Source organism: Halobaculum litoreum (assembly GCF_030127125.1).
Lineage (GTDB): Archaea > Halobacteriota > Halobacteria > Halobacteriales > Haloferacaceae > Halobaculum > Halobaculum litoreum.
The window spans coordinates 2,290,737-2,316,033 of sequence record NZ_CP126156.1 but is presented as its reverse complement, the minus strand read 5'-3'; the positions used below and the strand labels follow the sequence as shown (position 1 = coordinate 2,316,033).

The following is a 25,297-nucleotide window of genomic DNA, read 5'->3' as shown; positions in this document are numbered from 1 at the left end:
TGAACACGAATGACGCAACTCGACATCGTCGAGAAGGTGGCGACGGCGTTCAGCGCGGGGACCATCCTCGTCGGCATCGTCGGCCTGGGGCTCGTCGAGACCCTGACCGGCAAGCCGTTCGGGGCGGCCCCGATGACCAACGACGCGGGCGAGGTCGTGGCGACGCCCACGGTCGACCCCGCCATCCGCACCGGGCTGGTGATCCTCGGGCTCGTCGTCCTGTTCGGCGTCGGGCTCTACCGGATGGCCGCGACCGACGCCGCGGGCACCGACACGCGGCGCGAGGTCACCGCGGACTGAGGAGACGCCCACCGACCGCGACGCGCCGCTCTCGCTTCTGTCCCCGTTTCGACCGCCGCTCGGTGAGCACGCTCCCCTCGCCGGGAGTCGCGGCGCCGGCGCGCGAACGGCAGGGTTCAAGCCGACCGGTCCGCTACCGGGAGGTAATGGACGGCCCGCTGTGGACGGACACGCACGCCCCCGCGCTCGCGGACCTCCCGCAAGCCGGCGTCCGCGAGCGCCTGTCGCGGGCGGTCGACGAGCCGATGAACCTCGTGGTGCAGGGCCCGCCCGGGTCGGGGAAGACCGCCGCCGTCCGCGCGCTCGCGGCGGCGGCCCACGACGACCCGGACAACGACCTCGTCGAGATCAACGTCGCGGACTTCTTCGGGCGCACCAAAAAGGAGATCCGCGAAGACCCCCGCTTCGCGTCGTTCCTGCAGGGACGCTCGCGGATGGCGAAACGCGACATGATCAACCGCGTGCTGAAGGAGTCGGCGGCGAACGCGCCGATGTCGGGCACGTACAAGACGGTCCTCTTGGACAACGCCGAGGCGATCCGCGAGGACTTCCAGCAGGCGCTGCGGCGCGTGATGGAGCAGTACCACCGCACGACGCAGTTCGTAATCGCGACGCGCCAGCCCGCGAAGCTCATCCCGCCGATCCGCTCGCGGTGTTTCCCGGTGCCCGTGCGCGCGCCGACGACCGACGAGACCATCGACGTGCTCGCGGGTATCGTCTCGGCCGAGGGCGTCGCCTACGACGACGACGGGCTGGAGTTCGTCGCCAGCGCCGCCGCCGGCGACCTCCGGAAGGCGGTGCTGTCGGCGCAGACGACCGCCGTCGAGCACGGCGAGGTGACGATGAGCGCCGCCTACGAGACGCTCGGCGAGGTCGGCACCGACGAGGCGGTGCTCGGGGCGCTGGAGGCCGCACAGGCGGGGGAGCTGAAGGAGGCCCGGTCCGCCCTCGACGACCTGCTCCACGATGACGGCTACGAGGGCGGCGACCTGCTCCGCGAACTGCTCCGGGTCGCCCGCTCGAAGTCCGACGCCTCGCCCGCGGCGGTCGCTCGCCTGCACGCGCTCGCGGGCGAGGTCGACCTCGACCTCGTCGAGGGGAGCGACGACCGCCTCCACCTCACCCACCTGCTGGCGGCGTGGGGCGCCGGTCGACGGACGACCGAGACGACCGTCCGCGACCCCGTCGACGCGTGATCCCGCTCCCGATCCCGGATCTGGCGCCGGGGAGCGAAGGCCGCGTCGCCGTCCCGCTCGTCCTCGCGGCCGCGGCGTTCGTCGTGTTCCCGCCGCTGGGGCTCGCGCTGCTGGCGGTCGCGGCGTTCTCGGTGTACTTCTACCGCGACCCCGAGCGCGAGCCGGCGGGCGAGGGGTGGTGTCGCCCGCGGACGGCCACGTCTCGGTGGTCCGCGAGGACGGCGACCGCGTCCGCGTCGGCGTGTTCATGAGCCCGTTCGACGTGCACGTCTGCCGGGCGCCGGCCGACGGCGCGGTGACGCGCCTCGACCACCGCGGCGCCGCCCACAAGCCGGCGTTCGCGAAGGAGTCCGAGCGCAACGAGCGGTTCGAGTACACGCTCGACGCTGGCGACGGCGACGGCGACGCCGAGGGCGAGGGCGACGGCGCCGCGGCGGGAGCCGACGGCCGCGCCGAGCGCGTCGACGGCGCGCTCATCGCGGGCTGGTTCGCCCGGCGGATCACCCCCTACGTTTCGCCTGGAGACACGGTCACACGGGGCGACCGGATCGGATACATCGCGTTCGGCTCGCGGGCCGACGTGGTGTTGCCGGCTGGCTACACCGTCGACGACGTCCGTGTGCGCCGCGGCGAGGCGGTCCGCGCCGGCGAGTCGGTGCTCGCGCGGCGGGACTGAGACGGGCCGCCGGCCCCGACTCCACCCCGATACCGCGGCAGCCGCGTTCACGTTCACCCCGGACCCGGTCGCGACCGTGTGGGTTATGCCCGCCAGCGAGCCACCTCCTCCCATGCCGGGCAACCCGAAGGGCGACCGCCGGGAGCGCGAACTCGTCAACAGGCTCCACGACGCCGGGTTCGCGGTGATGCGCGCGCCCGCCAGCGGCTCCTCCACCGACCGCGAGCTGCCGGACGTGCTCGCGGGCGACGGGCGGGTGTTCTACGCCGTCGAGGCGAAGTCCTCCTCGGGCGACCCCATCTACCTCCGCGGCGAGGAGGTGGAGGCGCTCATCTACTTCGCGCGCAACTTCGGCGCCACCCCGAAGATCGGGGTGCGCTTCGACCGCGAGGACTGGTACTTCTTCCACCCGGGCGACCTGTACGTCACCGACGGCGGGAACTACCGCGTGAAGAAGGAGACCGCCATCGCCGACGGCGAGACCATCGACGACCTCCTCGCCGCCAGCGAGGACACCGAGTCCGACACCAGCGTCGCGGAGGTGCTCAACGCCGTCGAGCAGGGGATCCTCTCGGCCGACGAGGCCGAAGAGATGCTGTAACCGTCGGCGCGACACGACGGCAAGACACTTACACGCCGGCCGAGGCCACTCCCACCGTGCGCGACACGTCCCCCCGCTCGTCCGCGGAGCCCTCCTCTCTCGGCCGCCTGCTCGCGGTCTGGATCCTCGTCGGCTCGTCGTTCGTCGGGCTGGGGATCGACCTCACGCGGGCGGTCGTCGGCTACGACGAGGTGGCCGTCGGCACCCTCACCCTCTCGGGGTGGGACGTCGGCCTCCTGCTCGCGACGGTCGTCGTGGCCGCGGCGTGGGTGGCGGGCGTCCGCCCCTCGATCCGGGCCGGCGCTGCGTTCCTCGTCGTCGCGGCCGGCGTCCACCTCGTCGCGACGCCGGGGCTCTCGTCGGCGGGGCTCGGCGCGTGGGCGACCGTCGCGGGCCGCGTCCTCGCGGTCGCGGTCGCGACCGCGCTGTGTCTCACCCCGTTCGGCGGCGCGGCGCTCGGGTGGCTCCGCGAGCGGGCGCGGACGCTCCTGCGGGTGCCGCCGGCGGAGTGACCGGGCGAGGGGGGTCGCCCGCGGCTCAGACGACGCCGCTCGTCACCTCGACGGTCCGCTCGTACGTGAACGGGCCGCCGACCTCCGCGAGCCGCGCCCGGAGGGCGTCCTCGAACGCCCGGCGATCCGTGCCCAGTCTTTCCGGGGAACAGAACGACAGCGACAGGACGTACCCCACGACGGCGTCGGCGTCGAGGTCGCGCCGCTCCCCGACCGACGCGACGCGCACGTCGTCGAACCCGGCGTCCCGGAGGTGGTCGGCCCACGTGCGGTCGTACGCCACGGGCCCGGTGCGCTCGGGGAGGTCGTCGACGTACTCGTCGGCGACGGCGTACACCGCGTCCTGCCACCCCTCGGTCCCCTTCGTGAGCCACTCCCCGTCGGAGACGAGGGTGACGCCGCCGCCGGGTTCGGTCACGTCGCGGATCCGGTCGAGCGTCGCCGCGCCGTCCATCCAGTGGAACGACCGCCCCATCGTCGTGAGTCGGAACGGACCGTTCGCGGCGTCGAGGCGACCCACGTCGGTGTCGTCCCCCTCGACGGCGTGGACGTTCTCGGCGCCGGCTCGGGCGGCGCGTGCGCGAGTGGCCTCCAGCATCGCCGGGCTGGGGTCCATCGCGACCACCCTCTCGGCGTGGGCGGCGAGCGGGACGGCGAGTTCGCCGGTGCCGCAGCCCAGATCGAGCACCCGCGGCCCGGCGCCGCCGTCGCCGCCGTCGAGCGAGAACCGGTCGCGGAGGCGGTCGACCACCGCGTCCCCGTAGCCGGGCCGGTGGCGGGCGTAGTGCTCGGCGGTGCTGTCGAAGCGGGGACCGTCGGGCATGGACGCGCTCGTGTCGCGGACGCGGCAAAAAGGCCACCGTTCGCTCGGCCGGTCAGATCCCGATCACGGGCTTGTGCGGGCGCTCGTCGGGCGCGAGTCGCCGCAGTCGGGAGGCGGGGAAGCCGTAGCGCTTGCGCCCGGACACGTCGAGCGGCCCCGGGCTCCGCATCGCGTTGCCGACGTACACCGCCTCGACGACGGGTTCGTGGTCGCCGTACTCCGCGTTCGTCCCGTAGTCGCTGATCCGGGTGCCGTCGCTCGTGCGGTACTCGTCGGCGCGGGTCCGCGTGACGCCCGTGACGACGAGCAGTTTGTCGGCCTCGCGGTCGCGGACGAACGAGCCGACCGCGGGGCGGTGGGCGCCACAGAGGACCGCGCCGGCCTCGCGGGCCGGGACGAACACGCCGGCGCCGCAGACCGCGCAGGCGGCGACGCGCTCGCCGGGGGCGGGGACGCGCCCGATGCCGATCTCCATGTCGACGCGGCGGAGGTGTTTGCAGCGCCGGCCGCGGATCCCGTGGTCCGGGCAGGTGCAGGTGTCGCTGCCGACGTCGACGACGTAGCTGCCCCCGTCGGTGTCGACGAGGTACTGGTCGTCGCTGCGGAGCGCGAACACGGCCATCGGCTCGCGGCGGGCGCGGTCGCTCCGCTCGGCGTCCGCGTCGGCCCCGCGAGGGCCGTCCGGGCCGTCGGGAGCGTCGGGCCCCGTCGGGGGAGGCGCGTCCGCGCGCGTCGTTCCGGCGGTCGGCGGCGGTCGGCGTCGCGACGGTCGCCACGGTCGGCGGTTCGGTCCCGGCGGTCGGCGGCGAGTGTCGGGGTCATCGTATCGGTAGAGATACGCGCCGAACGGAGGTAAGCCCTCGGCCGCGCCGCGCCCCGTGGCCCTCGCGGACGGCCGATCCGGCGTCTGGCGTCGCTTCGAAGCCCTTTTAGCGAGTCCACCGGAACTCCGGGGCATGGAAATCGACGCCGGGATGCGCCGCAAGATCGCCGTCTCCGTCGGCGCTGTCGTCGTCTTCATCGCCCTCCTGGTGGCCATCGGCACGCAGTTCTCGGTCAACCACAACCTCTCGGACGTCGGGGCGTACTACCTCGTCGGCGTGATCGCGCTGTTCGTCGTGTTGATGGGTGCCGCCGGCGTCTTCTTGGACAACCGCTGAGGCGGTCCGACGGGTCGCCGTCGGGTCGGATCAGGCCGGCGCGCCGTCCGCGTCGGGGTTCTCCCGGTCGCGCCAGTCGGTGACGTCGTCCGCCTCGCGGATCTTCCTGCTGTAGTACTCGAGGGGGTGCGGCGCGACGCTCCGGTGGTTCCGTGCGTTGTCACACAGGCCGTACTCGCCGAGCGTCCGGCACGACGGCGGCGGGTACTGCGCGCCGGACTCGTCGCGGAGGTAGCCGAAGCGGTCGGCCACGAGCTCCGGGTCCAGCCCCGAGAGGGCGACCGCCTCGTCGGCCTCGAGGTTGAGCCCGGCGAGGAACGCGAGCAGCGAGAAGCGCCCGTGGGGGTCGAGTTCCTCGCCGGCGCGGGCGCGCTCCAGCAGGCGGGCGATGCACGGCGGGAAGTAGTCGGGGTCGACGACCTCGATGTCCGACCGGACGCTGCGGTCGGCCAACAGGTCGCGCAGGTCGCCGATCTCCGCCTCCAGTTCGTCCGCGAGGTCGTCGCTCACGCCCTCGAACGGGAGCCCCTCGGCGACGCGGTCGCCGACGGCCTCCCGGAGCAGCCGGTACAGTTCCTCGCGTTCGGTGCGGACCTCGCCGGCGACGAGTTCCCGGTTGACGAGGCGCCAGTCGTCTCCCCACTTCGGGTCGACGTACGAGAGGTACGCGCCGACGCCGAGCCACAGCCACTTCCCCGCGGGCTGGCCGGGTTTGGGGTCCTCCACGCGGACCGCCCCGTCGAGGTCGAACTCGCGGAGCAGGTCGTCGCGGTCGACCCGCGCGGGGTCGGGCCGGGCGTCCGGGTCGCGTTCGAGGTCCTCGGTGAAGCGGCGGTAGGCGGTGCGGGCCTCCGCCTCGGCGTACTTCTCCACCGCCGCGTGGGAGTCGAGCAACGAGACGAGGATGCGTGCGACGGGGTACGAGAGGAGGTTGTCGCGGTCGCTCCACTCGCGCGGGTCCGCGGGGTCGACCGTCCCCTCGGTGAGCGCGCGCTCGATGCGCTCGCGGCCGCGCTCGACGGCCGGGTCGCCCTCGGCGACGAGCGCCGCGAGATCGACGCCCGACTCGCGGACGGCCTCGCGGGCCGCCGCGAAGAACGGATAGCGGGCGTGGCGCGGGTTCATTCGGGTGGTGGTGGTGACGGGCCGGGGTTAAGCGCGACGGTCTCCGTATCGTTCGCTGTCGCGGTCGGTGTCGGTGTGCTCGCCTTCGCCGTCGTCGTCGGCTCCGTCGTCGGTGCGGCTCCCTCGACTCGGGCGGCCGCGAACGCTCCCGTCGGGTCAGAACTCCTCGACGTGCGGTCGCAGGTCGAGCTCCAGCGTCCACGCCGAGCGGTCCTGTTCGACGAGGTGCCAGTAGTTGTCGGCGACGGCGTCGGGGTCGAGGTACGCCTCGGGCGTGTCCGTCTCCACGTCGGGGCCGAGGATGCCGCCGTCGACGACGACGTGGGCGACGTGGACGCCCTCGGGGCCGAGCTCCCGCGCCATCGACTCCGCGAGCCCCCGGGAGCCGAACTTCGCCATCGAGAACCCGACGGCTCCCTCGCGCCCCCGGACGGAGGTGGTCGCTCCGGTGACGATCACGGTGCCGCCGGGGGCGCCCCGTTCCTCGTCGAGCATGTCGTCGACGGCCGCCTGCGCGCACAGGAAGTCGGCGCGGGGGCCGACCTCGTACGCGCGGTCGAACGCGCCGAGGGTGGTGTCCCGGAGCCCGGTCCAGGAGGCGGCGCTGGCGTGGTTGACGAGCACGTCGACGGGCCCCAACGCCTCGCGGACGCGGTCGAACGCCGTCGCGATGTCGCCCGCGTCGGCGAGGTCCGTCGAGACGCCCAGCGCCCGGGTCGGGAGGTCGGACGCGAGGTCGTCGAGGTAGTCGTCGCTGCGCGCGAGCAGGCCGATCGCACAGCCCTCGGCGGCGAAGCGCCGCGCGACCGACTCCCCGAGCCCCGGACCGACGCCGGCGACGACTGCGACTGTCATGGGCGACGTGTCGCCCGCGCGAGGCATAACCGTTGGCGCCGGGGGCCGCTCCAGCTCCCCTCGGCCGGGCCGAGCGGGCGCCGTGCGACCGTCTCCCGGACAACCGAGGCGCTTAACAGGCGTTCGGGGAAAGTACGGGTGAAATGCCCAGTGGGGACTACGACCCGGAGACCGCCGAGTCCGAGTGGCAACGGCGATGGGTCGACCAGGAGACGTACGCGTACGACGCGGAGGCCGCGACCGACCCGAACACCGTCTTCTCCATCGACTCCCCGCCGCCGACCGTATCCGGCGACCTCCACATGGGCCACCTGTACGGGTTCACCCTGCAGGACTTCGTCGCACGCTTCGAGCGCATGAACGGGGAGACGACGTTCTTCCCGTTCGGCTACGACGACAACGGCATCGCCTCCGAGCGGCTCGCCGAGGAGGAGCTCGGCATCCGCCACCAGGACTTCGAGCGCCGGGAGTTCCAGCGCAAGTGCCGCGAGGTGTGCGCCAACTACGAGGAGCAGTTCACCGAGAACATCCAGGGGCTGGGCGTCTCGGTCGACTGGAACCACACCTACCAGACCATCGAGCCGCGCGTCCAGCGCGTCTCCCAACTGTCGTTCGTCGACCTGTACGAGCAGGGCCGCGAGTACCGCGAGAAGGCGCCCGCCATCTGGTGTCCCGAGTGCGAGACGGCCATCTCGCAGGTCGAGACCGAGGACGACGAACAGGACTCCCACTTCCACGACATCGCGTTCTCCGTCGCCGGGAGCGACGAGACGTTCACCATCTCGACGACGCGCCCCGAACTGCTGCCGGCGTGTGTCGCGGTGTTCGTCCACCCCGACGACGACGACAACCAACACCTCGTCGGCGAGTCCGCGGAGATCCCGCTGTTCGGCCACGAGGTGCCGATCCTCGCGGACGAGGGCGTCGACATGGACACCGGCTCGGGCATCGTGATGTGCTGTACGTTCGGCGACCAGAACGACATCGAGTGGTACCAGATCCACGACCTGGACCTGCGTGTCGCCATCGACGAGTCGGGCCACATGACCGACGTCGCCGACGAGTACGAGGGGATGCACTCCGGCGAGGCCCGCGAGGCCATCGTCTCCGATCTGGACGACGCGGGGGCCCTCCTCGACCGCCGCGCGATCACCCACACGGTGAACGTCCACGAGCGGTGCGGCACGAGCGTCGAGTTCCTCGTCACCGAGCAGTGGTACATCCGGATGCTCGACAGGGCCGACGAGTACCTCGAGGCGGGCCGGGAGATGGAGTGGTTCCCGGAGAAGATGTTCACCCGGTACAAACACTGGGTCGAGGGGCTGCAGTGGGACTGGCTCATCTCCCGTCAGCGCTCCTCGGGCATCCCGTTCCCCGTCTGGTACTGCGGCGACTGCGACGAGCCGGTGATCGCCGACAAGGCCGACCTCCCGGTCGACCCGCTGTCGGACGACCCGCCCGTCGACGCCTGCCCCGAGTGCGGCCACGGCGCGTTCGTCCCCGAGGAGGACGTGCTCGACACGTGGGCCACCTCCAGCCTCACGCCGCTCATCAACGCCGGCTGGGACTGGGACGACGAGGCCGAGGAGTACACGATGGAGCACCCGGAGCTGTACCGCTTCGACATGCGCCCGCAGGGCCACGACATCATCAGCTTCTGGCTGTTCCACACCGTCGTCAAGTGCTACGAGCACACCGACGAGGTGCCGTTCGAGGAGACGCTCATCAACGGGATGGTGCTCGACGAGAACCGCGAGGCGATGTCCAAGTCGAAGGGGAACGTCGTCCTCCCGCGGGAGGTGCTCGCGGAGTACCCCGTCGACGCCGCCCGGTTCTGGGCCGCCGGCTCCGCCGTCGGCGACGACCTCCCGTACAAGGAGAAGGGGCTGCGCGCCGGCGAGAAGCTGCTCCAGAAGCTGTGGAACGCGTCGCGGCTCGTCGAGTCGCTCGTCGGCGACGCCCGCGAGGAGCGCCCGGACGTCGACCACGACGACCTGCGCGAACTCGACCGCTGGCTGCTCGCCGAGTTGGACGACCTCACCGAGACGCTCACCGAGCAGTTCGCCCGGCGGGAGTTCTCGAAGGCGCGCGACGGCCTGCGCGGCTTCTTCTGGCACACGTTCTGTGACGACTACCTCGAGGTGGCGAAGACCCGCGTCCGGGAGGCCGACGACGACGACCCCGCCGCGCGCTACACGCTGTCGGTCGCCCACGAGCGCTTCCTCAAGCTGTTCGCGCCGATGCTGGCGCACGTCACCGAGGAGCTGTGGCAGGACATGTACGCCGAGGAGCGCGCCGGCGACGAGTTCGACTCGATCCACCTCGCCGACTGGCCGGAGCCGCTCGGCGTCGAGGCGGACCGCGACGCCGGCGCCGCCGCCATGTCCGTCGTCGGGGCGCTGCGCCGCTACAAGAGCGAGCGCGGCCTCCCGCTCAACGCCGCCCTCGACCGCGTCGAGGTGTTCGGGGAGGGCGACCTCGCGGCGTACGCCGACGACGTCCGCGGCGTGATGAACGTCGGGGAACTCGCCGTGCTCGACACCGAGCCCGAGGTCGAGTCCGTGATCACGGGCATCGACCTCGACTACGCGCAGGTCGGGCCGCAGTTCGGCGAGACGGTGGGCGACATCGAGGCCGCGCTCGCGCGGGACGACTACGAGATCGTCGACGGCGAGCTCCACGTCGCCGGCGAGACGCTCGGCGCCGACCTGTTCGCGGTCGAGCGCGAGCGACGCTACTCCGGGACGGGCGAACTGCTCCAGCCGGAGGACGCCGTGGTCATCGTCCACGACGAGTAGCCGGTCCGCGCGGTCGGCGACCGCTCGCCACCCGAACCCTTCTTCTCTCGCCCCCGTCTCTCCCCGCGCGTGAACAGACGAGTCCTCTCGGTCGGCGGTCTCGCGGTCGCCGGCGCCGCACAGGTCGCCCTCGGCGTGATCCGGTACACGACCGGTGCCGGGGTCGGAAGCCCGTTCTTCTCGGTGCTCGCCGGGGGGATGCTCGCGGTCGTCTTCGGGCGCGCGCTCGTGCGGGGCGACGACCTCAACGGGCTCGCGACCCGGCCGCTGTTCGTCGCGGTGGGCGTGTTCAGCGGCGTCGTCTCGACGGGGCTGACGCTGTTGGTCCTGCTCTCGTTGTAACCACCGGTCGCGGGGTCCGGACGCCGCCTACAGGTCCGCTCCGACCGCGTCGGCGACGGAGTCGAAGCCGTCCCGCTCCAGCAAGTCGAGCAGCCCCTCGTTGATGTCGCGCGCGAGGCTCGGCCCCTCGTACACGAGGCCGGTGTACAACTGGACGAGGCTCGCGCCGGCGCGGATCTTCGCGTACGCGCCCGCGGCGTCGGAGACGCCGCCGACGCCGACCACGGGCACGTCCGTCCGCTCGGCGATGAACCGGACCATCCCCGTGGCCCGGTCCTCGATGGGCTTGCCCGAGAGCCCGCCGCGTTCGGCCCGCTGGGGACTCCGGAGGGTGTCGGGCCGCTCGGTCGTCGTGTTGGTGGCGACGACGCCGTCGAGGTCGAGGTCGTCGACGACCGCGAGCGCCTCCTCGACGGCGGGTTCGGGGAGGTCCGGCGAGAACTTCACGAGCAGCGGGTCGGCGCCGGCGTCCGACAGCGTCCCGAGGATGCGCTCCAGCGACTCGCGGTTCTGGAGCGAGCGGAGCCCGGGCGTGTTCGGCGAGGAGACGTTGACGGCGACGTAGTCCGCGTGCGCCCCCACGCGCTCGTAGGTGTACAGGTAGTCGTCCGCGGCGTCCTCGAGGGGGGTCGACTTCGACTTGCCGACGTTGACGCCCAACGGGACGTCGGGCGCCGGTTCGCGGTCGAGTCGCTCGCCGACGGCGTCGGCGCCGTCGTTGTTGAAGCCCATGCGGTTGACGATGGCCTCGTCCTCGCGGAGGCGGAACATCCGCGGGCGGGGGTTGCCGGGCTGGCGCTCGGCGGTGACGCCGCCGACCTCGACGTGGCCGAAGCCGAGCGACGCCAGCACGCGTGGGATCCGAGCGTTCTTGTCGAACCCGGCGGCGACGCCCACCGGCGTCGGGAAGTCGAGCCCGAACGCCGTCGTGCGCAGCCGCTCGTCGTCGACGGCGTATCGCTCGCGGAGGAACGACTCGACTGGGGTCCCCTGGACGGCGCGCAACAGGCGGTGGGTGCTCTCGTGGGCGGTCTCGGCCGGGAGCGCGTACAGCGCGGGCTTCGCGACGTCGTAAGCCTTCATATCGGTGCCTGTCCGGACGTCAGGCCGGACACGCTCTTGAACTGCGGGGGTGTCCCGGTGTCAGAAGTCGTGTTCTACCTCGTCGGGGTCCGCTTTCTGGATGATAATCTTGCCGTCACGGACGCGAACGAACACTTCGTCGCCGATCTCCATACCGGCGACCGCGAGCTCGTCCTCGTGGAGGTTCACGTGGACGTTGTGGTACTCGCCGTTCTCGTCTTTGGCGCCACTCGGGCTGAGCGTCTTCTTCCGGACCATCGCCTTCGGTACCCCGAGAGTCGCCCCACGAGACACATAAGTGTTGTTTACGCCCCCCGTCCACGCCCTCGGCTGTCGCGCGAGCCGTCACGCGGTCCGCGGGCCGGCGCGTTCCCCCGTTTCCGACATCTCGTCGGGGGGTCCGTAGCGTCCTCGTATATCAAACTTTCCCCGTCGAGGGGTAAATTCCCCGATACGTTTATCATAGCGTGTGTGTTCCCTTCACACGGAGGCGAAAAACCATGGTACGTGAGGACGGTAAGCGGAACTTCGCGCTGCGCGAGGGCGACGGCACCGAGGAGAGCGTCTTCTCCGGAAACACGCCGCGACAGGCCGCGCTGAAGGCTGCTCGTCGGCTCGAGCCGGCCAGCTCCGAGGACGCCGCCGACCGCGTCGAGCTCCGACTCCGGGAGAAGGGGACCGACAAGGTCCACATCTACGAGGGGTGGTCGTGGCGCGAGTCCGCGCCGGACAACAAACCCGACTGGATGCCCGACGAGATCACCGAGGCGAACGTCGCCAAGAAGGGCATCGAGCACTTGGAAAACTGATCTCGGGTCGAGTCGACTGTTCTTTGGTATGTGGACACCCACACGCCCCCGCGAGCGCCGCCTATCCCCGCCCCTTCCCACCCCCGCCCCTTCCCGCCCCCGCCCGTCGGTCCGGCCTTTCGGCCGGCATCCTACACGGTCGTTCCTCACACCGTTCCGTGAAACCGCGTGACGTGGCGGGGTCGAGACGACGACCTTTTATGTTCCCCTGCCATTCGAAGAAATGCGAAGGTCGCACGGGACGCCCCGGGCGACACGGCACACCCTTCCGGGGTGTGTCGGAGTTCGTTCCGATGCCCTTATCAACGGCAAGGGCTTCGGACGCAATGCGAAGACACGACGCGAATCACTGCGGTTCAAGTCCGCCTCGATTCGCCTCGTGGGCGTGCTTCGATGGGGTTAAGTACCCTCTCGGAGTATGTCCATATCCGCAAGAGATGAGGATTCCGCCCCTGCGGTCCGCCGCAAGACGGTATCTGATGTGAGCCACGATGGTTCGGTGTCACCCGATCGGTGTCGCCGAACTCGGACCACGCAATGGTGAGGTCACGCTTTGCGCGTGACTTCCCGCCACCCCCTCCCCTCGCGGGGAGGAACATTCCGGTTGATCCTGCCGGAGGTCATTGCTATCGGAGTCCGATTTAGCCATGCTAGTCGCACGGGTTCAGACCCGTGGCGAATAGCTCCGTAACACGTGGCCAATCTACCCTACGGACCGGTATAACCTCGGGAAACTGAGGCTAATCCCGGATACCGCTCCCATGTTTGAACACGGGGAGCGGGAAACGTTCCGACGCCGTAGGATGAGGCTGCGGCCGATTAGGTAGACGGTGGGGTAACGGCCCACCGTGCCGATAATCGGTACGGGTTGTGAGAGCAAGAACCCGGAGACGGAATCTGAGACAAGATTCCGGGCCCTACGGGGCGCAGCAGGCGCGAAACCTTTACACTGCACGACAGTGCGATAGGGGGACTCCGAGTGCGGAGGCATAGTGCCTTCGCTTTTGTGTACCGTAAGGTGGTACACGAATAAGAGCTGGGCAAGACCGGTGCCAGCCGCCGCGGTAATACCGGCAGCTCGAGTGATGACCGATCTTATTGGGCCTAAAGCGTCCGTAGCCGGCCGGGCAAGTCCGTCGGGAAATCTACCAGCTCAACTGGTAGGCGTCCGGCGGAAACTGCTCGGCTTGGGACAGGGAGACTCAAGGGGTACGTCCGGGGTAGGAGTGAAATCCCGTAATCCTGGACGGACCACCGATGGCGAAAGCACCTTGAGAGAACTGCTCCGACGGTCAGGGACGAAAGCTGGGGTCTCGAACCGGATTAGATACCCGGGTAGTCCCAGCTGTAAACGATGTTCGCTAGGTGCGACGCAGACTACGAGTCTGTGTTGTGCCGTAGGGAAGCCGAGAAGCGAACCGCCTGGGAAGTACGTCCGCAAGGATGAAACTTAAAGGAATTGGCGGGGGAGCACTACAACCGGAGGAGCCTGCGGTTTAATTGGACTCAACGCCGGACATCTCACCAGCCCCGACTGTTCGAATGAAGACCAGTGTGATGAGCTTGTCAGACGATCAGAGAGGAGGTGCATGGCCGCCGTCAGCTCGTACCGTGAGGCGTCCTGTTAAGTCAGGCAACGAGCGAGACCCGCGTCCCTAATTGCCAGCAAGACCCTCGAGGTCGTTGGGTACATTAGGGAGACTGCCGCCGCCAAGGCGGAGGAAGGAACGGGCAACGGTAGGTCAGTATGCCCCGAATGGGCTGGGCTACACGCGGGCTACAATGGTCGGGACAATGGGTTCCTACCCCGAGAGGGGACGGTAATCTCAGAAACCCGGTCGTAGTTCGGATTGTGGGCTGAAACTCGCCCACATGAAGCTGGATTCGGTAGTAATCGCGTGTCACAAGCGCGCGGTGAATACGTCCCTGCTCCTTGCACACACCGCCCGTCAAAGCACCCGAGTGAGGTCCGGATGAGGCCTGGGTTGCCAGGTCGAATCTGGGCTTCGCAAGGGGGCTTAAGTCGTAACAAGGTAGCCGTAGGGGAATCTGCGGCTGGATCACCTCCACAGACCCGAGACCAGGGCGACGCCCTGGCTCACCTTTCGGTCCGGTTCCCGACGCCGATCGGGCACCTTCGAACCATCGTGGCTCGCTCAGCCCCCGACAAGGGGGTGGGCCCATAGCTCAGTGGTAGAGTGCCTCCTTTGCAAGGAGGATGCCCTGGGTTCGAATCCCAGTGGGTCCATGTCTTCGGGTTCCGTCGCGAACCGTGTGCCTTATACGGCAGACGGGGATACGGTGAAACCCGACGCAAGACCGATGCACCATCCCGCGAGAGCGGGGATGGGAAGGGTCGAGTACGCTCGCGTGCCACCCACGCGACGTACGATGACGACCGTATGTACGTGCAATCCAGACGTCCACTGGACCCGTTCACCGGGTCACAGTGTACCATCAGTTACTGGCTACTGTGCCAGCTGGTGAATGGCTCGGCTCGAGAGCCGACGACGGACGTGCCAAGCTGCGATAAGCTCAGGGAAGCCGCATGGAGGCGAAGAACCTGAGATCTCCGAATGGGAATCCCTCTACAATTGCCTTGCGCAATGGGGAACGCTCCGAATTGAAACATCTCAGTAGGAGCAGGAAGAGAAATCAATCCGAGATGTCGTTACTAACGGCGAGTGAACGCGACACAGTCCAAACCGAAGCCCTCACGGGCAATGTGGTGTTCGGGCTGATACCAAGCAGTTCGAGTTCGTGAGAAGTCTCCTGGAACGGAGCACGATACAGGGCGACAGTCCCGTATCACGAACGCGACCTGCGGATCAGTTCCCAGAGTAGCGGGGGTTGGATATCCCTCGTGAATACCTCAGGCATCGACTGAGAAGACTAAACACTCCTCGAGACCGATAGCGAACAAGTAGCGTGAGCGAACGCTGAAAAGCACCCCGAGAAGGGCGGTGCAATAGGGCCTGAAATCAGCTGGCGATCGAGCGACGGGGCTTGAAAGGCTCCTCTCAGAATGACCGTGGGGCGACCCACCAGTAAGACGAGAGGAGAGCCGAAGTTCCGTCGTGCGTTTTGAAAAACGAACCAGGGAGTGTACTGCTCCGGCGAGTCTAACACGAGTATCGTGGAAGGCGCAGGGAAACCGACAAGGCCGCAGCATTGCGAGGGCCGCCGTGTTCAAGCGCGGGGAGTCGAAGCAGTACTACCCGAAACCGAGTGATCTACTCCGAGGCAGGATGAAGCGTGCCGAAAGGCACGTGGAGGTCCGTTAGCGTTGGTGTCCTACAATACCCTCGCGTGATCTTGGAGTAGGGGTGAAAGGCCCATCGAACTCGGCAACAAGCTGGTTCCGACCGAAACATGTCGAAGCATGACCTCTCCTAAGGTAGTTCGTGCGGTAGAGCCACCGATTGGGAGACCCGCCTCCGAGAGGAGTCGGCCTCCCTGTCGAACTCCGAACGTACGAACGCCGCTGACGGAGGGAGTCCGGTGTCCCGGGGTAAGCTTGGGCACCGTGAGGGGAACAACCCAGAGTTAGGTTAATGACCCAAAGTGTGGATTAAGTGTAATCCTCTGAAGGTAGTCTTGAGCCCTAAACAGCCGGGAGGTGAGCTTAGAAGCAGCTACCCGCTAAGAAAAGCGTAACAGCTTACCGGCCGAGGTTCAAGGCGCCCAAAATGAACGGGACTCAAATCCACCTCTGATACCTAACCGCCTCCTTCACCGGAGGATCGTGTAGGTCGGCGTACTGTACGGATGGAAGCTCGGGCGAGAGCTCGCGTGGACCGTTCAGTAACGACAATCCTGGTCACAGTAGCAGCGATATTCGGGTGCGAACCCCGAAGGTCTGAAGGGTAAGAGTTCCTCGGCACTGCTAATCAGCCGAGGGTTAGCCGATCCTAAGTCCGGCCGTAATTCGAACCGGACGAACGGGCAACTGGTTAATATTCCAGTGCTACCACGCACTGAAAGTCGACGCTTTGGAAACGGTTGAGCCGGGCCTTCGCCCGGTTGAATCGGGGAACTCCGTGGAAGCCGTAACGGCACGAAGCGGAAGAAGCCCGAGACAACGAAAGTCAGCCCTATCCAGAGCCCGTGAAAAGACGAGCGTGGTATTCGTATCGAGATCCGACACAGGTACCCTGGCAGAGCAAGCCAAGACCGACGGGAACAACCGACGTTAGGGAATTCGGCAAGTTAGTCCCGTACGTTCGCAATAAGGGATGCCTGCCCTCGACGGGGCAGGTCGCAGTGACTCGGTGGCTCCGACTGTCTAGTAACAACACAGGTGACCGCAAATCCGTAAGGACTCGTACGGTCACTGAATCCTGCCCAGTGCAGGTATCTGAACACCTCGTACAAGAGGACGAAGGACCTGTCAACGGCGGGGGTAACTATGACCCTCTTAAGGTAGCGTAGTACCTTGTCGCTTCAGTAGCGACTCGCATGAATGGATCAACGAGAGCCACACTGTCCCAACGTTGGGCCCGGTGAACTGTACGTTCCAGTGCGGAGTCTGGAGACCCCCAAGGGGAAGCGAAGACCCTATAGAGCTTTACTGCAGGCTGTCGCTGGGACGTGGCCGCTAACGTGCAGGATAGGTAGGAGGCATTACACAGGTACCCGCGCTAGCGGGCCACCGAGCCATCACTGAAATACTACCCGTTAGTGGCTGCGACCCTCACTCCGGGAGGAGTACACCGGTAGCCGGGCAGTTTGACTGGGGCGGTACGCGCTCGAAAAGATATCGAGCGCGCCCCAAGATTTCCTCACGCGGGACAGGAACCCGCGGAAGAGCGCAAGAGCACAAGGAAGTCTGACAGTGTCATTCCAAGCGAGTGACGCTGACGCGAAAGCGTGGTCTAGCGAACGGATCAAGGGCCTCAATGGCCCGGATTTACGACAGAAAAGCTACCTTAGGGATAACAGAGTCGTCACGCGCAAGAGCACATATCGACCGCGTGGCTTGCTACCTCGATGTCGGTTCCCTCCATCCTGCCCGTGCAGAAGCGGGCAAGGGTGAGGTTGTTCGCCTATTAAAGGAGGTCGTGAGCTGGGTTTAGACCGTCGTGAGACAGGTCGGCTGCTATCTATTGGGGGTGTTACGGTATCTGACGAGAACGTTCGTATAGTACGAGAGGAACTACGAATGGTCACCACTGGTGTATCGGTTGTCCGAGAGGGCAGCTGCCGAGAAGCTACGTGACACGGGGTAAGAGCTGAACGCATCTAAGCTCGAAACCCACTTGGAAAAGAGATACCACCGAGACCACTCGTAGAAGACGAGTTCGATAGACTCGGGGTGTACGCGTCGAGGCAACGAGACGTTCAGCCCGCGAGCACTAACAGGTCGAGCCACACTCATATGCACTGGGACCCGTGAACGGGTCCAGGCGTTACCTGGATTGCACGTACGTATCGGTCGAAGACCGACGTTGGCACACATCGGATCGTTCCCGATGGTCGGCCTTCGGGCGGCCACAGCGGCGGGGCACCACCCGTACCCATCCCGAACACGGAAGTTAAGCCCGCCAGCGTTCCGGCCAGTCCTGGAGTGCGAGAGCCTCTGGAAACACCGGTTCGCCGCCCACCACTCATACACGCAGTTCGAGAGCCCACCAGCACACGCGTGCTGGTGGGCTTTCTTCATTTTACACACACGAGCAGACCGACAGCCACGGCCATCCCGACCGAGGGCGCTCGACACGGCCCGTCGCGATCGACGCGGACACGCGGATCCGCTAGGCTTAAACGCCTCACACGTCTCCGTTCGGATGCGCCAAGGTGGCAGAGTCCGGCCATACGCATCTCCCTGCAGAGGAGAATCACGCTGGTTCAAATCCGGCCCTTGGCTTCTACGTCGACCCGCACGCGACGCGGAGCCGCGGCACCCGTTCTCGGAAAGAAAACGGTTAAACTCCGGGCGACCCGTCCCTCACGTATGCAACGACGCGCCGCGGCCATCTACGTCGCGTTCTTCATCGTCGTGGGAGCGGCATCGTTCTCGCTCATCGCGACAGCGAGCGCGCCGCAGCTCTCCTTCGAGAACCCCGACCACCGCTTGAACCAGGGCGACACGTTCTCCGTGGACGACCAGCAGTACACCGTCTCCGCGGTCTCCGCCGAGGTCGAGGGCGGCGGTGGCGGCGGCCACGGGGGCGGCGGCGGCGAGGAACTCGTCCGCTCGGGGACGCTCGAGTACACCAACGAGTCCGCGCTGTACACCGTCGAGTGGGCCAACGGGTCGTCCGTGACCTACGAGGACCAGAGCTGGACCATCCGGACCGACAACGCCTCCGGCGCGTTCACGCTCGTCGAGGAGATCAACCGGACGGGCATCCTGATGGCGGACGACGACGTCGAGAACGAGACGACCACCGTCGACGGCCAAGAGTACGTCGTCGAGCGTTCGGGCGAGAACCGGACGCTGATCCCCGCCGACGAGTACTTCCCCGCGCCCGAGACGCGCGAGTACGCCGTCGGCGACGACCTCGACAACGTCGAGGACAACACCGCGACCGTCGCGAGCGTGACGCCGGAGGCGGCGACGCTGGAATACACCGCCCCGCGCACCAACGAGATCGACGTCGCGAACCACGCGAACGTGACCGTCGGGGGAACGACGTACTTCGCACACTTCCCCGACAACTCCACGATGGTCCTGACCCAGGAGTTCGACACGTACGCGCAGTACGAGGAGGAGACGGCCACCCAGACCACGCTGACGAACGGTCTGTGGGGCGTCACGATCCTCAGCGGTGTCTCGGCGTTCTTCCTCGTCGGGCTGGCGTACATGCCGTCCCGGTACTGAACGCGGGGCGCCGTCCTTCTCCCGCGGGCTCGGTTCGGTCCGTCCTCCGCGACCCGCGAGCGACGGCTACCCGTCGAAGCGGTACAGCGACGTGACGTACGGCAGGCGATTGAACATCCAGTAGGCGACCGGCAGCCCGACCACGGTCACCGCGAGGAACGCGGCGACGTTCGCCCACAGGAGGCTGAGCCACCACCCCACGAGGAGGAAGTAGAGTCCCCGCACGAGCAGCGACCGCTGACCGCGGGCGTCCTCGGGGACGACGAGCGACCGCGGCTCCTTGAGCGTCAGGACGGTGGGAACGAGATTGATCAGCTTGATGCCCAGCGGGAGCCCGATGATCGTCGCGTTGAGGAACCACGCGACGTTGACGACGGCCGGCGTCGCCCACCAGCCGATCGCGACGAACCACAGCGCACGGGTGAACAGCGATCGTTGTGCCATATCGGAGCGCACGCGCCGGGCGGGTGAAGCCCTTGTCCCGGCGTCGGCCGAGTCGCGTCGGTCGCGTCGCGTTCCCCCTCGGATCCGGGTCCCACAGAGCGGTGGCGGCCGCTCGCGGTGCTCGCGACACGGAACACGGGCGCGACGGGATTTGAACCCGCGACCGTCGGATGGCTCCCCGCGCCGGATCACCGGCGCGGTTAGAAGTCCGACGCTCTGAATCCGGACTGAGCTACGCGCCCTCGGTCGTGGTGACACGCGGCGGGGCAAAAAACGGCGCGGTCGCGCGCGGGCGGCGCCCCCGCGGTCCCCGCTCTCGCAGGGTTTAATCGGACGAACGGCGAACGGCCGGTGATGCGAGTCATCGGAACGGTCGGCCTCCCGGGCAGCGGAAAGGGGGAGGCCGCCGCGGTCGCCGAGGAGGAGGGCGTGCCCGTCGTCACGATGGGCGACGTCATCCGGGCGGAGTGTCGCGACCGCGGACTCGACCCCGCGGAACACCACGGCGCCATCGCGCGGGCGCTGCGCGAGGAGAACGGTCCCGCGGCCATCGCCGAGCGGTCGATCCCGTTGATCGAGGAGGCGGCGGCCGGGGGCGACGCGGCGACCGTCCTCGTCGACGGGCTCCGCGCGCCGGTCGAACTGGAGCGGTTCCGCGACCGCTTCGGCGACGACTTCACGCTCGTCGCCATCACCGCGCCGTTCGACCTCCGGGCCGAGCGCCTCGGCGCGCGCGGCCGCGACGACTCCGACGTCGACACCGAGGCCCTGAAGCGGCGCGAGGAGCGGGAGTTGGGTTTCGGCATGGGCGAGGTGATCGAGGTCGCGGAAGTGACCGTCGAGAACACCGACACGCTGGCGGCGTTCCGCGACCGGATCCGCGGGGTGTTGCACGGCGCCGCGGACGGCGGGGCGGCCCACGACGCCGACGCGCCCGCGGAGGTGGAGAAGTGACGGCCGTCTACAGCGTCGACGTCCGGATCGAGGCGCCGGTGCGCGACACCGAGGTGACCGACCGCGTCCGCGACGCCGTCGAGGCGCTGTTCACCAACGCCGAGTTCGTCTCCGAGCCGGGGAAGCTCGTCGCGGAGGCCCACACCCTCGACGACTTCTCGGACAAACTCCACGAACAGGAGATCCTCGACACCGCGCGCCGGGAGTTCGCGAACGGCGCCACCGACGACGGGTTCTCGTTCGCGCTGAAGAAGCAGGCCGCCTTTCAGGGCGTCATCAACTTCGCCGTCGGCGAGCCAGACGAGTTGGGCGACATCGAGGTCGCGGTGACGGTCCGGTCGCCGACCGTGGAGGAGTACATCGACCACCTCGCGCCGCCGACCGAGGACGGGACGCCGGTCGACCCCGACCGTCGGTGAGCCGCCCCCGACGCGCCGCGTCCGGCCCGGACGGCTACGGAGCGCTCCCCGACTCCAGCCGGTCGCGGAGGTTCCGCAGCGTCGTTCGCAGTTCGCGTTCGTTGTAGCGCACGGCGAACGGCTCGGCCGCTTTCGCGAGCACGCCGCCCGGGAGGTCGTACTCGGCGGTGTACGTCACGCGCGTGGCGTCGCCGTCGGCCTCGAACGCCCACGTGAGCGTCCCCGCGAGGTCGCCGGCCAACTCGAACACGATGCGTTCGTTCTCGACGTACTCGGGGGTCTCCATCGTCCCCGTGAGCGACACGCCGACCATCTCGTAGGTGTACTCGAGGCGCTTGCCGCCGTTGTCGAGCGGTTCGACGTTCGACACCGCGGCGATGCTGGGCGTCATCTCGACGTGGTGCTCGGGCTCGTCGACGTACCCGAACACGTCCTCGACGGGGGCGTCGACGCGGACCGTGTGGCTGACGGTGACCATGTCGGCACGACGCGGGCGACCCGCAAAACGCTCGGGGGGCTTCTTCTCCCGCGCCCCCGAGGGGACTCCCATGGCGACGTTCTCCGTCGACACCGACGGCCACACCGCGGTCCACGACGTGACCGACCGCGTCCGCGACGCGCTCCCCGCCGACGCGGCCGGCACCTGCACGGTCTTCTGCGAGCACACGACCGCGGGGCTCGTCGTCAACGAGGCCGAGCGGCGACTGCTCGGCGACGTCGAGGCGTTCGTCGAGGGGCTCGCGCCGGAGGGCGGGTGGGCCCACGACGACCTCGACGGCAACGCGGCCTCGCACCTCCGGGCGCTCCTCCTGGGCACGAGCGTCACGGTGCCGGTCGCCGACGGCGACCTCGCGCTCGGCCGTTGGCAGTCGGTGCTCCTCGTCGAGTGTGACGGCCCGCGGACGCGGACCGTCCGGGTGATCGCCGAGTGAGCGGTCGGCGTCGTCGTCGCGCCCCCGGCCTCACGCGAACACGAGCACGGCGGCGAACAGCACCACCACCCCGAGCACGTCGCAGACGTTCGTCACCACGGGGATCACCACGTCGTCGGGGTCGAGCGAGAGCCGGTAGGCGGCGTACGTCGCGACGAGCGTGACGACGACCGCCAACACGGCGAGCGTCACTCCCGAGGCCAGCGCGATCACGAGGACCGTCCCCGGCGACAGCGTCGTCGCACCGAGGAGCGACGCGAGCGTCCACGCGCCGAGGCCGATCACCGGGAACAGCGTCACCGCGAGCGCGACGGTGGCGACGGCGTTGCCGACCAGTTCGTCGTCGCGGGCGTCGAACGACAGCGTCCCGAGGTGGAACGCCGTCGACAGCCGCGCCGCGAGCACCGAGCCGAGGTTGCCCGCGGTGCCGATGGTGACGGGGACGAGCACGAGCAGCGACGGCGACGCGAGCAGGCGGTCCTCGAAGGCGCCCAGCACCAGCCCCGAGCCGAGTTCGACGGCCGTGAGCACGAGCAACACGGGGAGCATCGCGCGGGTGATGGCGCGGACGGTCCAGTCGGTCGCCACCTACCCCCAACCCCCCAGGAAGCCGGCGAGCGCGAGGACGGTGCGCGCGGCGACCAACAGGAAGAACACGCCGAACACGTCGCCCGTCGTGGTGACGATGGGGCCGACGAGCGTGTCCGGGTTGCGCCCGCGGCGGTAGCCCGCGAACACGACGAGCACCACCACGACGGTGAGCGCGGTGCCCGAGAGGAGGCCGGCGACCAGCGCGACGCCGACGAGCACCGGGAGCGGGGCGACCGGCGCGTCGAGGAGGGTGAGCACGAGGAAGGCGAGCACCGCCGCGACCGTCGACGCGAGCAGTCCGTTGACGAGCGCGGCGACGGCCGCGCGCCGGAGGCGCACGTCGCCGGCGCGCACCCGCGGCTCGACGAGCCCCTGGTGGAGCCCGGTCGACACCCGGGCGCCGAAGCTCCCGTACACGTTGCCGCGGGTGGCCAACAGGGCGGGCACGAGCACGAGCAACCCCTCGACGGCGCGCAGTTCCGCGCGCATCCCGCCGAGGACGACCCCCGCGAGCAGGCCGCCGGCGAGGCTGGCGGCCAGCGCCGGCAGCGCCTCGCGGTACGCCTCCAGCGCCGTCTCGCGGATACCCATCGCCCGCACCGACGCGCCGGCGCGACAAAGTCGGGTGCCCGCGGCGGGCTCGGCGGCGCCGCGCGCTCGCCGCGACCGACGGGCACTTGGCCCCGTGTTCCCTCGCCCCGGCAATGAGCGACTCCTCCGCACGGGTGTTGTTGACGAACGACGACGGCGTCGACGCCCCGGGGCTCGCGGCGCTGTACGAGGAACTGCGCGCCGTCGCCGACGTGACGGTGGTCGCGCCCGCGGAGAACCAGTCCGGCGTGGGCCGGGCGCGCTCGCGCGCGGTCGACGTCGACGACCACGAGTGGGGCCACGCCGTCCACGGCACGCCCGCCGACTGCGTCGCGTACGCGCTGCGGGCGCTCGACGCGGAGTTCGATCTGGTCGTCTCCGGCTGCAACCACGGCCCGAACTGCGGCGAGTACATCATGGGCCACTCGGGCACCGTCGGCGCCGCCGTCGAGGCGGCGTACCTCGGGACGCCCGCGGTCGCGGTGTCGGCGTACCACCGCGAGGAGTTCTTCCCGCCCGAGGGGTTCACCTTCGACGTGCCGGCCGACGTCACCCGCCTGCTCGTCGAGCACGTGCTCGCGGGCGGCGTCGACCTCGCGGAGGCGGACCTCCTGTCGGTGAACGCGCCCGTCGACGACACCGGCGGCGACCTCCGCCTGACCGAGCCGGTCGCCGACTACGGCGTCGACGTGCGCGAGGCGACCGCCGAGGAGCGCGAGCGCCACGACGGCGACTGGCGGCTCGAGTCCGACTTCTGGGCGCGCTTCGAGTACGCCGGGCGGAACCCCTCGCTGGCGGACGTGGGGAATTCCTACCCCGCGTGGTCCGACCGCGCGGCCGTCGTCGACGGCGACGTGAGCGTCTCGCCGCTGCGCGTCCCGCAGACGCCGGTCCACTCGGAGGGGATCGACGACCTCGTCGCGGCGGTGAATCGCGCGTGGCTCGCCGAGCACGAGGACCGCGCGGCGGCCGACGACGACTGACGACCGCGCGCGGGCTCACTCGTCGACGACGGCGACGACGCCCGTGCCGACGACGGCGGCGACCATCGCCGCCGCGAGCAGCCCGAACGCCGCGCCGAAGCCGGTCGCGTCCGCGACCCAGCCGACGACCGCGGGCGCCAGCGCGCCCGCGCCCATGAGCAGCGTGCGGACGACGCCGAGGCCGCCCCGGCCGACGACTCGGGGATGACCGCCGAGAGGTACGCCCCGCGCACGGGACGGAAGCCGTGACAGCCGAGTCCGAACGCGACGACGGCGGCGCCGACGGCGACGACGCCCGACACGGAGAGCAGCGCGAGCAGCCCGCCGGCGCCCAGCGCGAGCGTCGCCGCGATCACCGGGAGGCGGCCGACCCGGTCCGAGAGGTCGCCGGTGGCCAGTTGGACGAGCGAGACGACGAACAGGCCGGAGTACAGCGCCGAGGCGGTCGTCTCGGGCAGCCCGGCGGCGTCGGTGAGGTACAGCGGGAGGAACGCGACCGCGCCGTTGTACGCGAACGAGAAGCAGACGGTGACGACGACGAACGCGGCGAACGCCGGCTCGCGGAACAGCGCGGCGTACCGGCGGAGGCCGCCGTCGCCGTCGCGCCGGTCGCCCGTCCCGTGGTCGCCGCCGCCGGTCGTCGCGTCGGCGCGGGGCACGCGCCGGAGGAACAGCGCCGCGAGCAGCCCGGCGGCGCCCGCGCCGGCGAGGAACAGCGTGTGCCAGTCGAGGCCGACGCCGGGGACGACGAGCGCCGTCCCCGTCACCGCGACGACCGCGGCGGGGGCGGCGACGCCGCCGAACGCGCCGAACGTGTCGAGCACGCCCAGCGCGCGGCCGGTGCGTGCGGGGTACAGCCGCGAGAGCAGGCGGACGGCGACCGTCTTGTGCGCGCCCGTGCCGAGCCCGACGAGCAGCATCCCGCCGCCGATGACGGCGAGCGCGACCCCGTCGGGGACCGGCACCGCGAGCACGAGCGCGCCCGCGCCGGCGACGCCCGCGCCGGCGACGATCACCTGCCGGGCGCCGACGCGGTCGGCGAGCGCGCCGCTGGGGAACTGCATCAGCGCGTACACGGTCATCATCGCGGTGAACGCAACGCCGAGCGCGGCGTTGGAGACGCCGAACGTCTCGCGGAAGGTGGGGAACAGCGGGGGGAACGCGTAGCGGAGGAACTTCGCGAGGAACCAGATCAGCGCCGTGAGCGCGAGCACGTCGTAGTCGGCGAGCGCGCGCAGCCGTGCGCCGGTTCCGGTGGCCATTCGCTTCCCGAGAGGTCC

Annotated in this window: 23 protein-coding genes, 3 tRNA genes, 3 rRNA genes and 2 pseudogenes; 19 read left to right on the top strand and 12 right to left on the bottom strand. The window is 69.4% G+C overall.

From position 1 onward, the window contains the following. Positions 1 to 9 precede the first annotated feature (9 nt). The 5 genes and pseudogenes from P0R35_RS12675 (at position 10) to P0R35_RS12655 (ending at position 3,285) form a co-directional block, all read left to right on the top strand. Positions 10 to 300: a hypothetical protein gene (locus P0R35_RS12675; protein WP_284012825.1), complete on the top strand. Its 291-nt coding sequence runs from the start codon at positions 10 to 12 to the stop codon at positions 298 to 300. Between the two features lie 146 nt (positions 301 to 446). Next, on the top strand, positions 447 to 1,496 hold the full coding sequence (locus tag P0R35_RS12670) for an AAA family ATPase (RefSeq protein ID WP_284012824.1): 1,050 nt from the start codon (positions 447 to 449) through the stop codon (positions 1,494 to 1,496). Positions 1,497 to 1,507: 11 nt separating this feature from the next. After that, a pseudogene (locus P0R35_RS12665) lies at positions 1,508 to 2,172 on the top strand (protein sorting system archaetidylserine decarboxylase). Positions 2,173 to 2,284: 112 nt separating this feature from the next. After that, complete coding sequence (gene hjc / locus P0R35_RS12660; RefSeq protein ID WP_284012823.1) at positions 2,285 to 2,773, top strand: Holliday junction resolvase Hjc; 489 nt, start codon at positions 2,285 to 2,287, stop codon at positions 2,771 to 2,773. 56 nt (positions 2,774 to 2,829) lie between these two features. Further along, positions 2,830 to 3,285, top strand: coding sequence for a hypothetical protein (locus tag P0R35_RS12655; protein ID WP_284012822.1), 456 nt, complete (start codon positions 2,830 to 2,832; stop codon positions 3,283 to 3,285). 25 nt (positions 3,286 to 3,310) lie between these two features. On the opposite strand, the gene P0R35_RS12650 is transcribed toward P0R35_RS12655, so the two are convergent. Continuing rightward, entirely contained in the window at positions 3,311 to 4,108 is a 798-nt protein-coding gene (locus P0R35_RS12650) for a class I SAM-dependent methyltransferase (RefSeq protein WP_284012821.1), read from the bottom strand. A gap of 52 nt (positions 4,109 to 4,160) precedes the next feature. Beyond that, positions 4,161 to 4,730, bottom strand: a complete 570-nt coding sequence (locus P0R35_RS12645; protein WP_284012820.1) for a hypothetical protein — start codon at positions 4,728 to 4,730, stop codon at positions 4,161 to 4,163. A 334-nt stretch (positions 4,731 to 5,064) separates the two neighbouring features. Between P0R35_RS12645 and P0R35_RS12640 the strand changes: the two genes are divergently transcribed. Then, positions 5,065 to 5,268, top strand: coding sequence for a DUF7472 family protein (locus P0R35_RS12640; RefSeq protein WP_284012819.1), 204 nt, complete (start codon positions 5,065 to 5,067; stop codon positions 5,266 to 5,268). A gap of 30 nt (positions 5,269 to 5,298) precedes the next feature. On the opposite strand, the gene P0R35_RS12635 is transcribed toward P0R35_RS12640, so the two are convergent. Together P0R35_RS12635 and P0R35_RS12630 are read right to left on the bottom strand one after the other, a co-directional pair. Further along, the gene (locus P0R35_RS12635) at positions 5,299 to 6,393 is read right to left on the bottom strand and encodes a DNA primase (protein ID WP_284012818.1); all 1,095 of its coding nucleotides are present in this window, start codon (positions 6,391 to 6,393) and stop codon (positions 5,299 to 5,301) included. Between the two features lie 156 nt (positions 6,394 to 6,549). After that, entirely contained in the window at positions 6,550 to 7,248 is a 699-nt protein-coding gene (locus P0R35_RS12630) for an SDR family NAD(P)-dependent oxidoreductase (RefSeq protein WP_284012817.1), read from the bottom strand. A gap of 143 nt (positions 7,249 to 7,391) precedes the next feature. Between P0R35_RS12630 and P0R35_RS12625 the strand changes: the two genes are divergently transcribed. Together P0R35_RS12625 and P0R35_RS12620 are read left to right on the top strand one after the other, a co-directional pair. Continuing rightward, positions 7,392 to 10,046, top strand: coding sequence for a valine--tRNA ligase (locus P0R35_RS12625; RefSeq protein ID WP_284012816.1), 2,655 nt, complete (start codon positions 7,392 to 7,394; stop codon positions 10,044 to 10,046). Positions 10,047 to 10,115: 69 nt separating this feature from the next. Then, entirely contained in the window at positions 10,116 to 10,388 is a 273-nt protein-coding gene (locus P0R35_RS12620; protein WP_284012815.1) for a hypothetical protein, read from the top strand. A gap of 27 nt (positions 10,389 to 10,415) precedes the next feature. Here P0R35_RS12620 and P0R35_RS12615 read toward each other — a convergent pair whose 3' ends face one another. Both P0R35_RS12615 and P0R35_RS12610 read right to left on the bottom strand, forming a co-directional pair. Further along, entirely contained in the window at positions 10,416 to 11,471 is a 1,056-nt protein-coding gene (locus tag P0R35_RS12615; RefSeq protein WP_284012814.1) for a quinone-dependent dihydroorotate dehydrogenase, read from the bottom strand. A gap of 60 nt (positions 11,472 to 11,531) precedes the next feature. Next, complete coding sequence (locus P0R35_RS12610) at positions 11,532 to 11,729, bottom strand: hypothetical protein (protein WP_222920950.1); 198 nt, start codon at positions 11,727 to 11,729, stop codon at positions 11,532 to 11,534. Between the two features lie 242 nt (positions 11,730 to 11,971). Here P0R35_RS12610 and P0R35_RS12605 point away from each other — a divergent pair, with 242 nt between their 5' ends. The 7 genes from P0R35_RS12605 (at position 11,972) to P0R35_RS12575 (ending at position 19,103) form a co-directional block, all read left to right on the top strand. Continuing rightward, positions 11,972 to 12,280: a non-histone chromosomal MC1 family protein gene (locus P0R35_RS12605; protein ID WP_284012813.1), complete on the top strand. Its 309-nt coding sequence runs from the start codon at positions 11,972 to 11,974 to the stop codon at positions 12,278 to 12,280. A 597-nt stretch (positions 12,281 to 12,877) separates the two neighbouring features. Beyond that, positions 12,878 to 14,349 (top strand): 16S ribosomal RNA (locus P0R35_RS12600). Positions 14,350 to 14,456: 107 nt separating this feature from the next. Then, positions 14,457 to 14,528 (top strand) — tRNA-Ala (locus P0R35_RS12595). 211 nt (positions 14,529 to 14,739) lie between these two features. Next, positions 14,740 to 17,656: ribosomal RNA gene (locus P0R35_RS12590) — 23S ribosomal RNA — on the top strand. Between the two features lie 106 nt (positions 17,657 to 17,762). Next, a 5S ribosomal RNA gene (gene rrf / locus P0R35_RS12585) occupies positions 17,763 to 17,884 on the top strand. Together the 16S, 23S and 5S rRNA genes with 2 tRNA genes alongside form the textbook arrangement of a ribosomal RNA operon. 186 nt (positions 17,885 to 18,070) lie before the next feature. Then, positions 18,071 to 18,146 (top strand) — tRNA-Cys (locus tag P0R35_RS12580). A gap of 87 nt (positions 18,147 to 18,233) precedes the next feature. Further along, the gene (locus tag P0R35_RS12575) at positions 18,234 to 19,103 is read left to right on the top strand and encodes a hypothetical protein (protein ID WP_284012812.1); all 870 of its coding nucleotides are present in this window, start codon (positions 18,234 to 18,236) and stop codon (positions 19,101 to 19,103) included. 66 nt (positions 19,104 to 19,169) lie between these two features. Here P0R35_RS12575 and P0R35_RS12570 read toward each other — a convergent pair whose 3' ends face one another. After that, positions 19,170 to 19,547 (bottom strand): YccF domain-containing protein, encoded by a 378-nt coding sequence (locus P0R35_RS12570; RefSeq protein ID WP_284012811.1) that lies wholly within the window; start codon positions 19,545 to 19,547, stop codon positions 19,170 to 19,172. A 136-nt stretch (positions 19,548 to 19,683) separates the two neighbouring features. Next, positions 19,684 to 19,789, bottom strand: a tRNA-Arg gene (locus P0R35_RS12565). Positions 19,790 to 19,901: 112 nt separating this feature from the next. Here P0R35_RS12565 and P0R35_RS12560 point away from each other — a divergent pair. Both P0R35_RS12560 and P0R35_RS12555 read left to right on the top strand, forming a co-directional pair. Then, the gene (locus P0R35_RS12560) at positions 19,902 to 20,501 is read left to right on the top strand and encodes an AAA family ATPase (RefSeq protein ID WP_284012810.1); all 600 of its coding nucleotides are present in this window, start codon (positions 19,902 to 19,904) and stop codon (positions 20,499 to 20,501) included. Beyond that, positions 20,498 to 20,920, top strand: coding sequence for an RNA-binding domain-containing protein (locus P0R35_RS12555; protein WP_284012809.1), 423 nt, complete (start codon positions 20,498 to 20,500; stop codon positions 20,918 to 20,920). The genes P0R35_RS12560 and P0R35_RS12555 overlap by 4 nt, the downstream gene beginning before the upstream one ends. Before the next feature lie 34 nt (positions 20,921 to 20,954). Here the strand turns inward: P0R35_RS12555 and P0R35_RS12550 are convergent, their stop codons facing one another. Continuing rightward, positions 20,955 to 21,398: an SRPBCC family protein gene (locus P0R35_RS12550; protein WP_284012808.1), complete on the bottom strand. Its 444-nt coding sequence runs from the start codon at positions 21,396 to 21,398 to the stop codon at positions 20,955 to 20,957. 70 nt (positions 21,399 to 21,468) lie between these two features. Between P0R35_RS12550 and P0R35_RS12545 the strand changes: the two genes are divergently transcribed. After that, complete coding sequence (locus P0R35_RS12545) at positions 21,469 to 21,852, top strand: secondary thiamine-phosphate synthase enzyme YjbQ (protein WP_284012807.1); 384 nt, start codon at positions 21,469 to 21,471, stop codon at positions 21,850 to 21,852. Positions 21,853 to 21,882: 30 nt separating this feature from the next. Here P0R35_RS12545 and P0R35_RS12540 read toward each other — a convergent pair whose 3' ends face one another. Further along, entirely contained in the window at positions 21,883 to 22,440 is a 558-nt protein-coding gene (locus P0R35_RS12540) for a magnesium transporter (RefSeq protein ID WP_284012806.1), read from the bottom strand. Continuing rightward, the gene (locus tag P0R35_RS12535; RefSeq protein WP_284012805.1) at positions 22,441 to 23,034 is read right to left on the bottom strand and encodes a magnesium transporter; all 594 of its coding nucleotides are present in this window, start codon (positions 23,032 to 23,034) and stop codon (positions 22,441 to 22,443) included. 113 nt (positions 23,035 to 23,147) lie between these two features. On the opposite strand from P0R35_RS12535, the gene surE reads away from it, so the two are divergent. Then, complete coding sequence (gene surE / locus P0R35_RS12530) at positions 23,148 to 24,017, top strand: 5'/3'-nucleotidase SurE (protein WP_284012804.1); 870 nt, start codon at positions 23,148 to 23,150, stop codon at positions 24,015 to 24,017. 15 nt (positions 24,018 to 24,032) lie between these two features. Here the strand turns inward: surE and P0R35_RS12525 are convergent. Next, positions 24,033 to 25,279 (bottom strand): annotated as a pseudogene (locus P0R35_RS12525) (MFS transporter). Between the last annotated feature and the right edge of the window lie 18 nt (positions 25,280 to 25,297).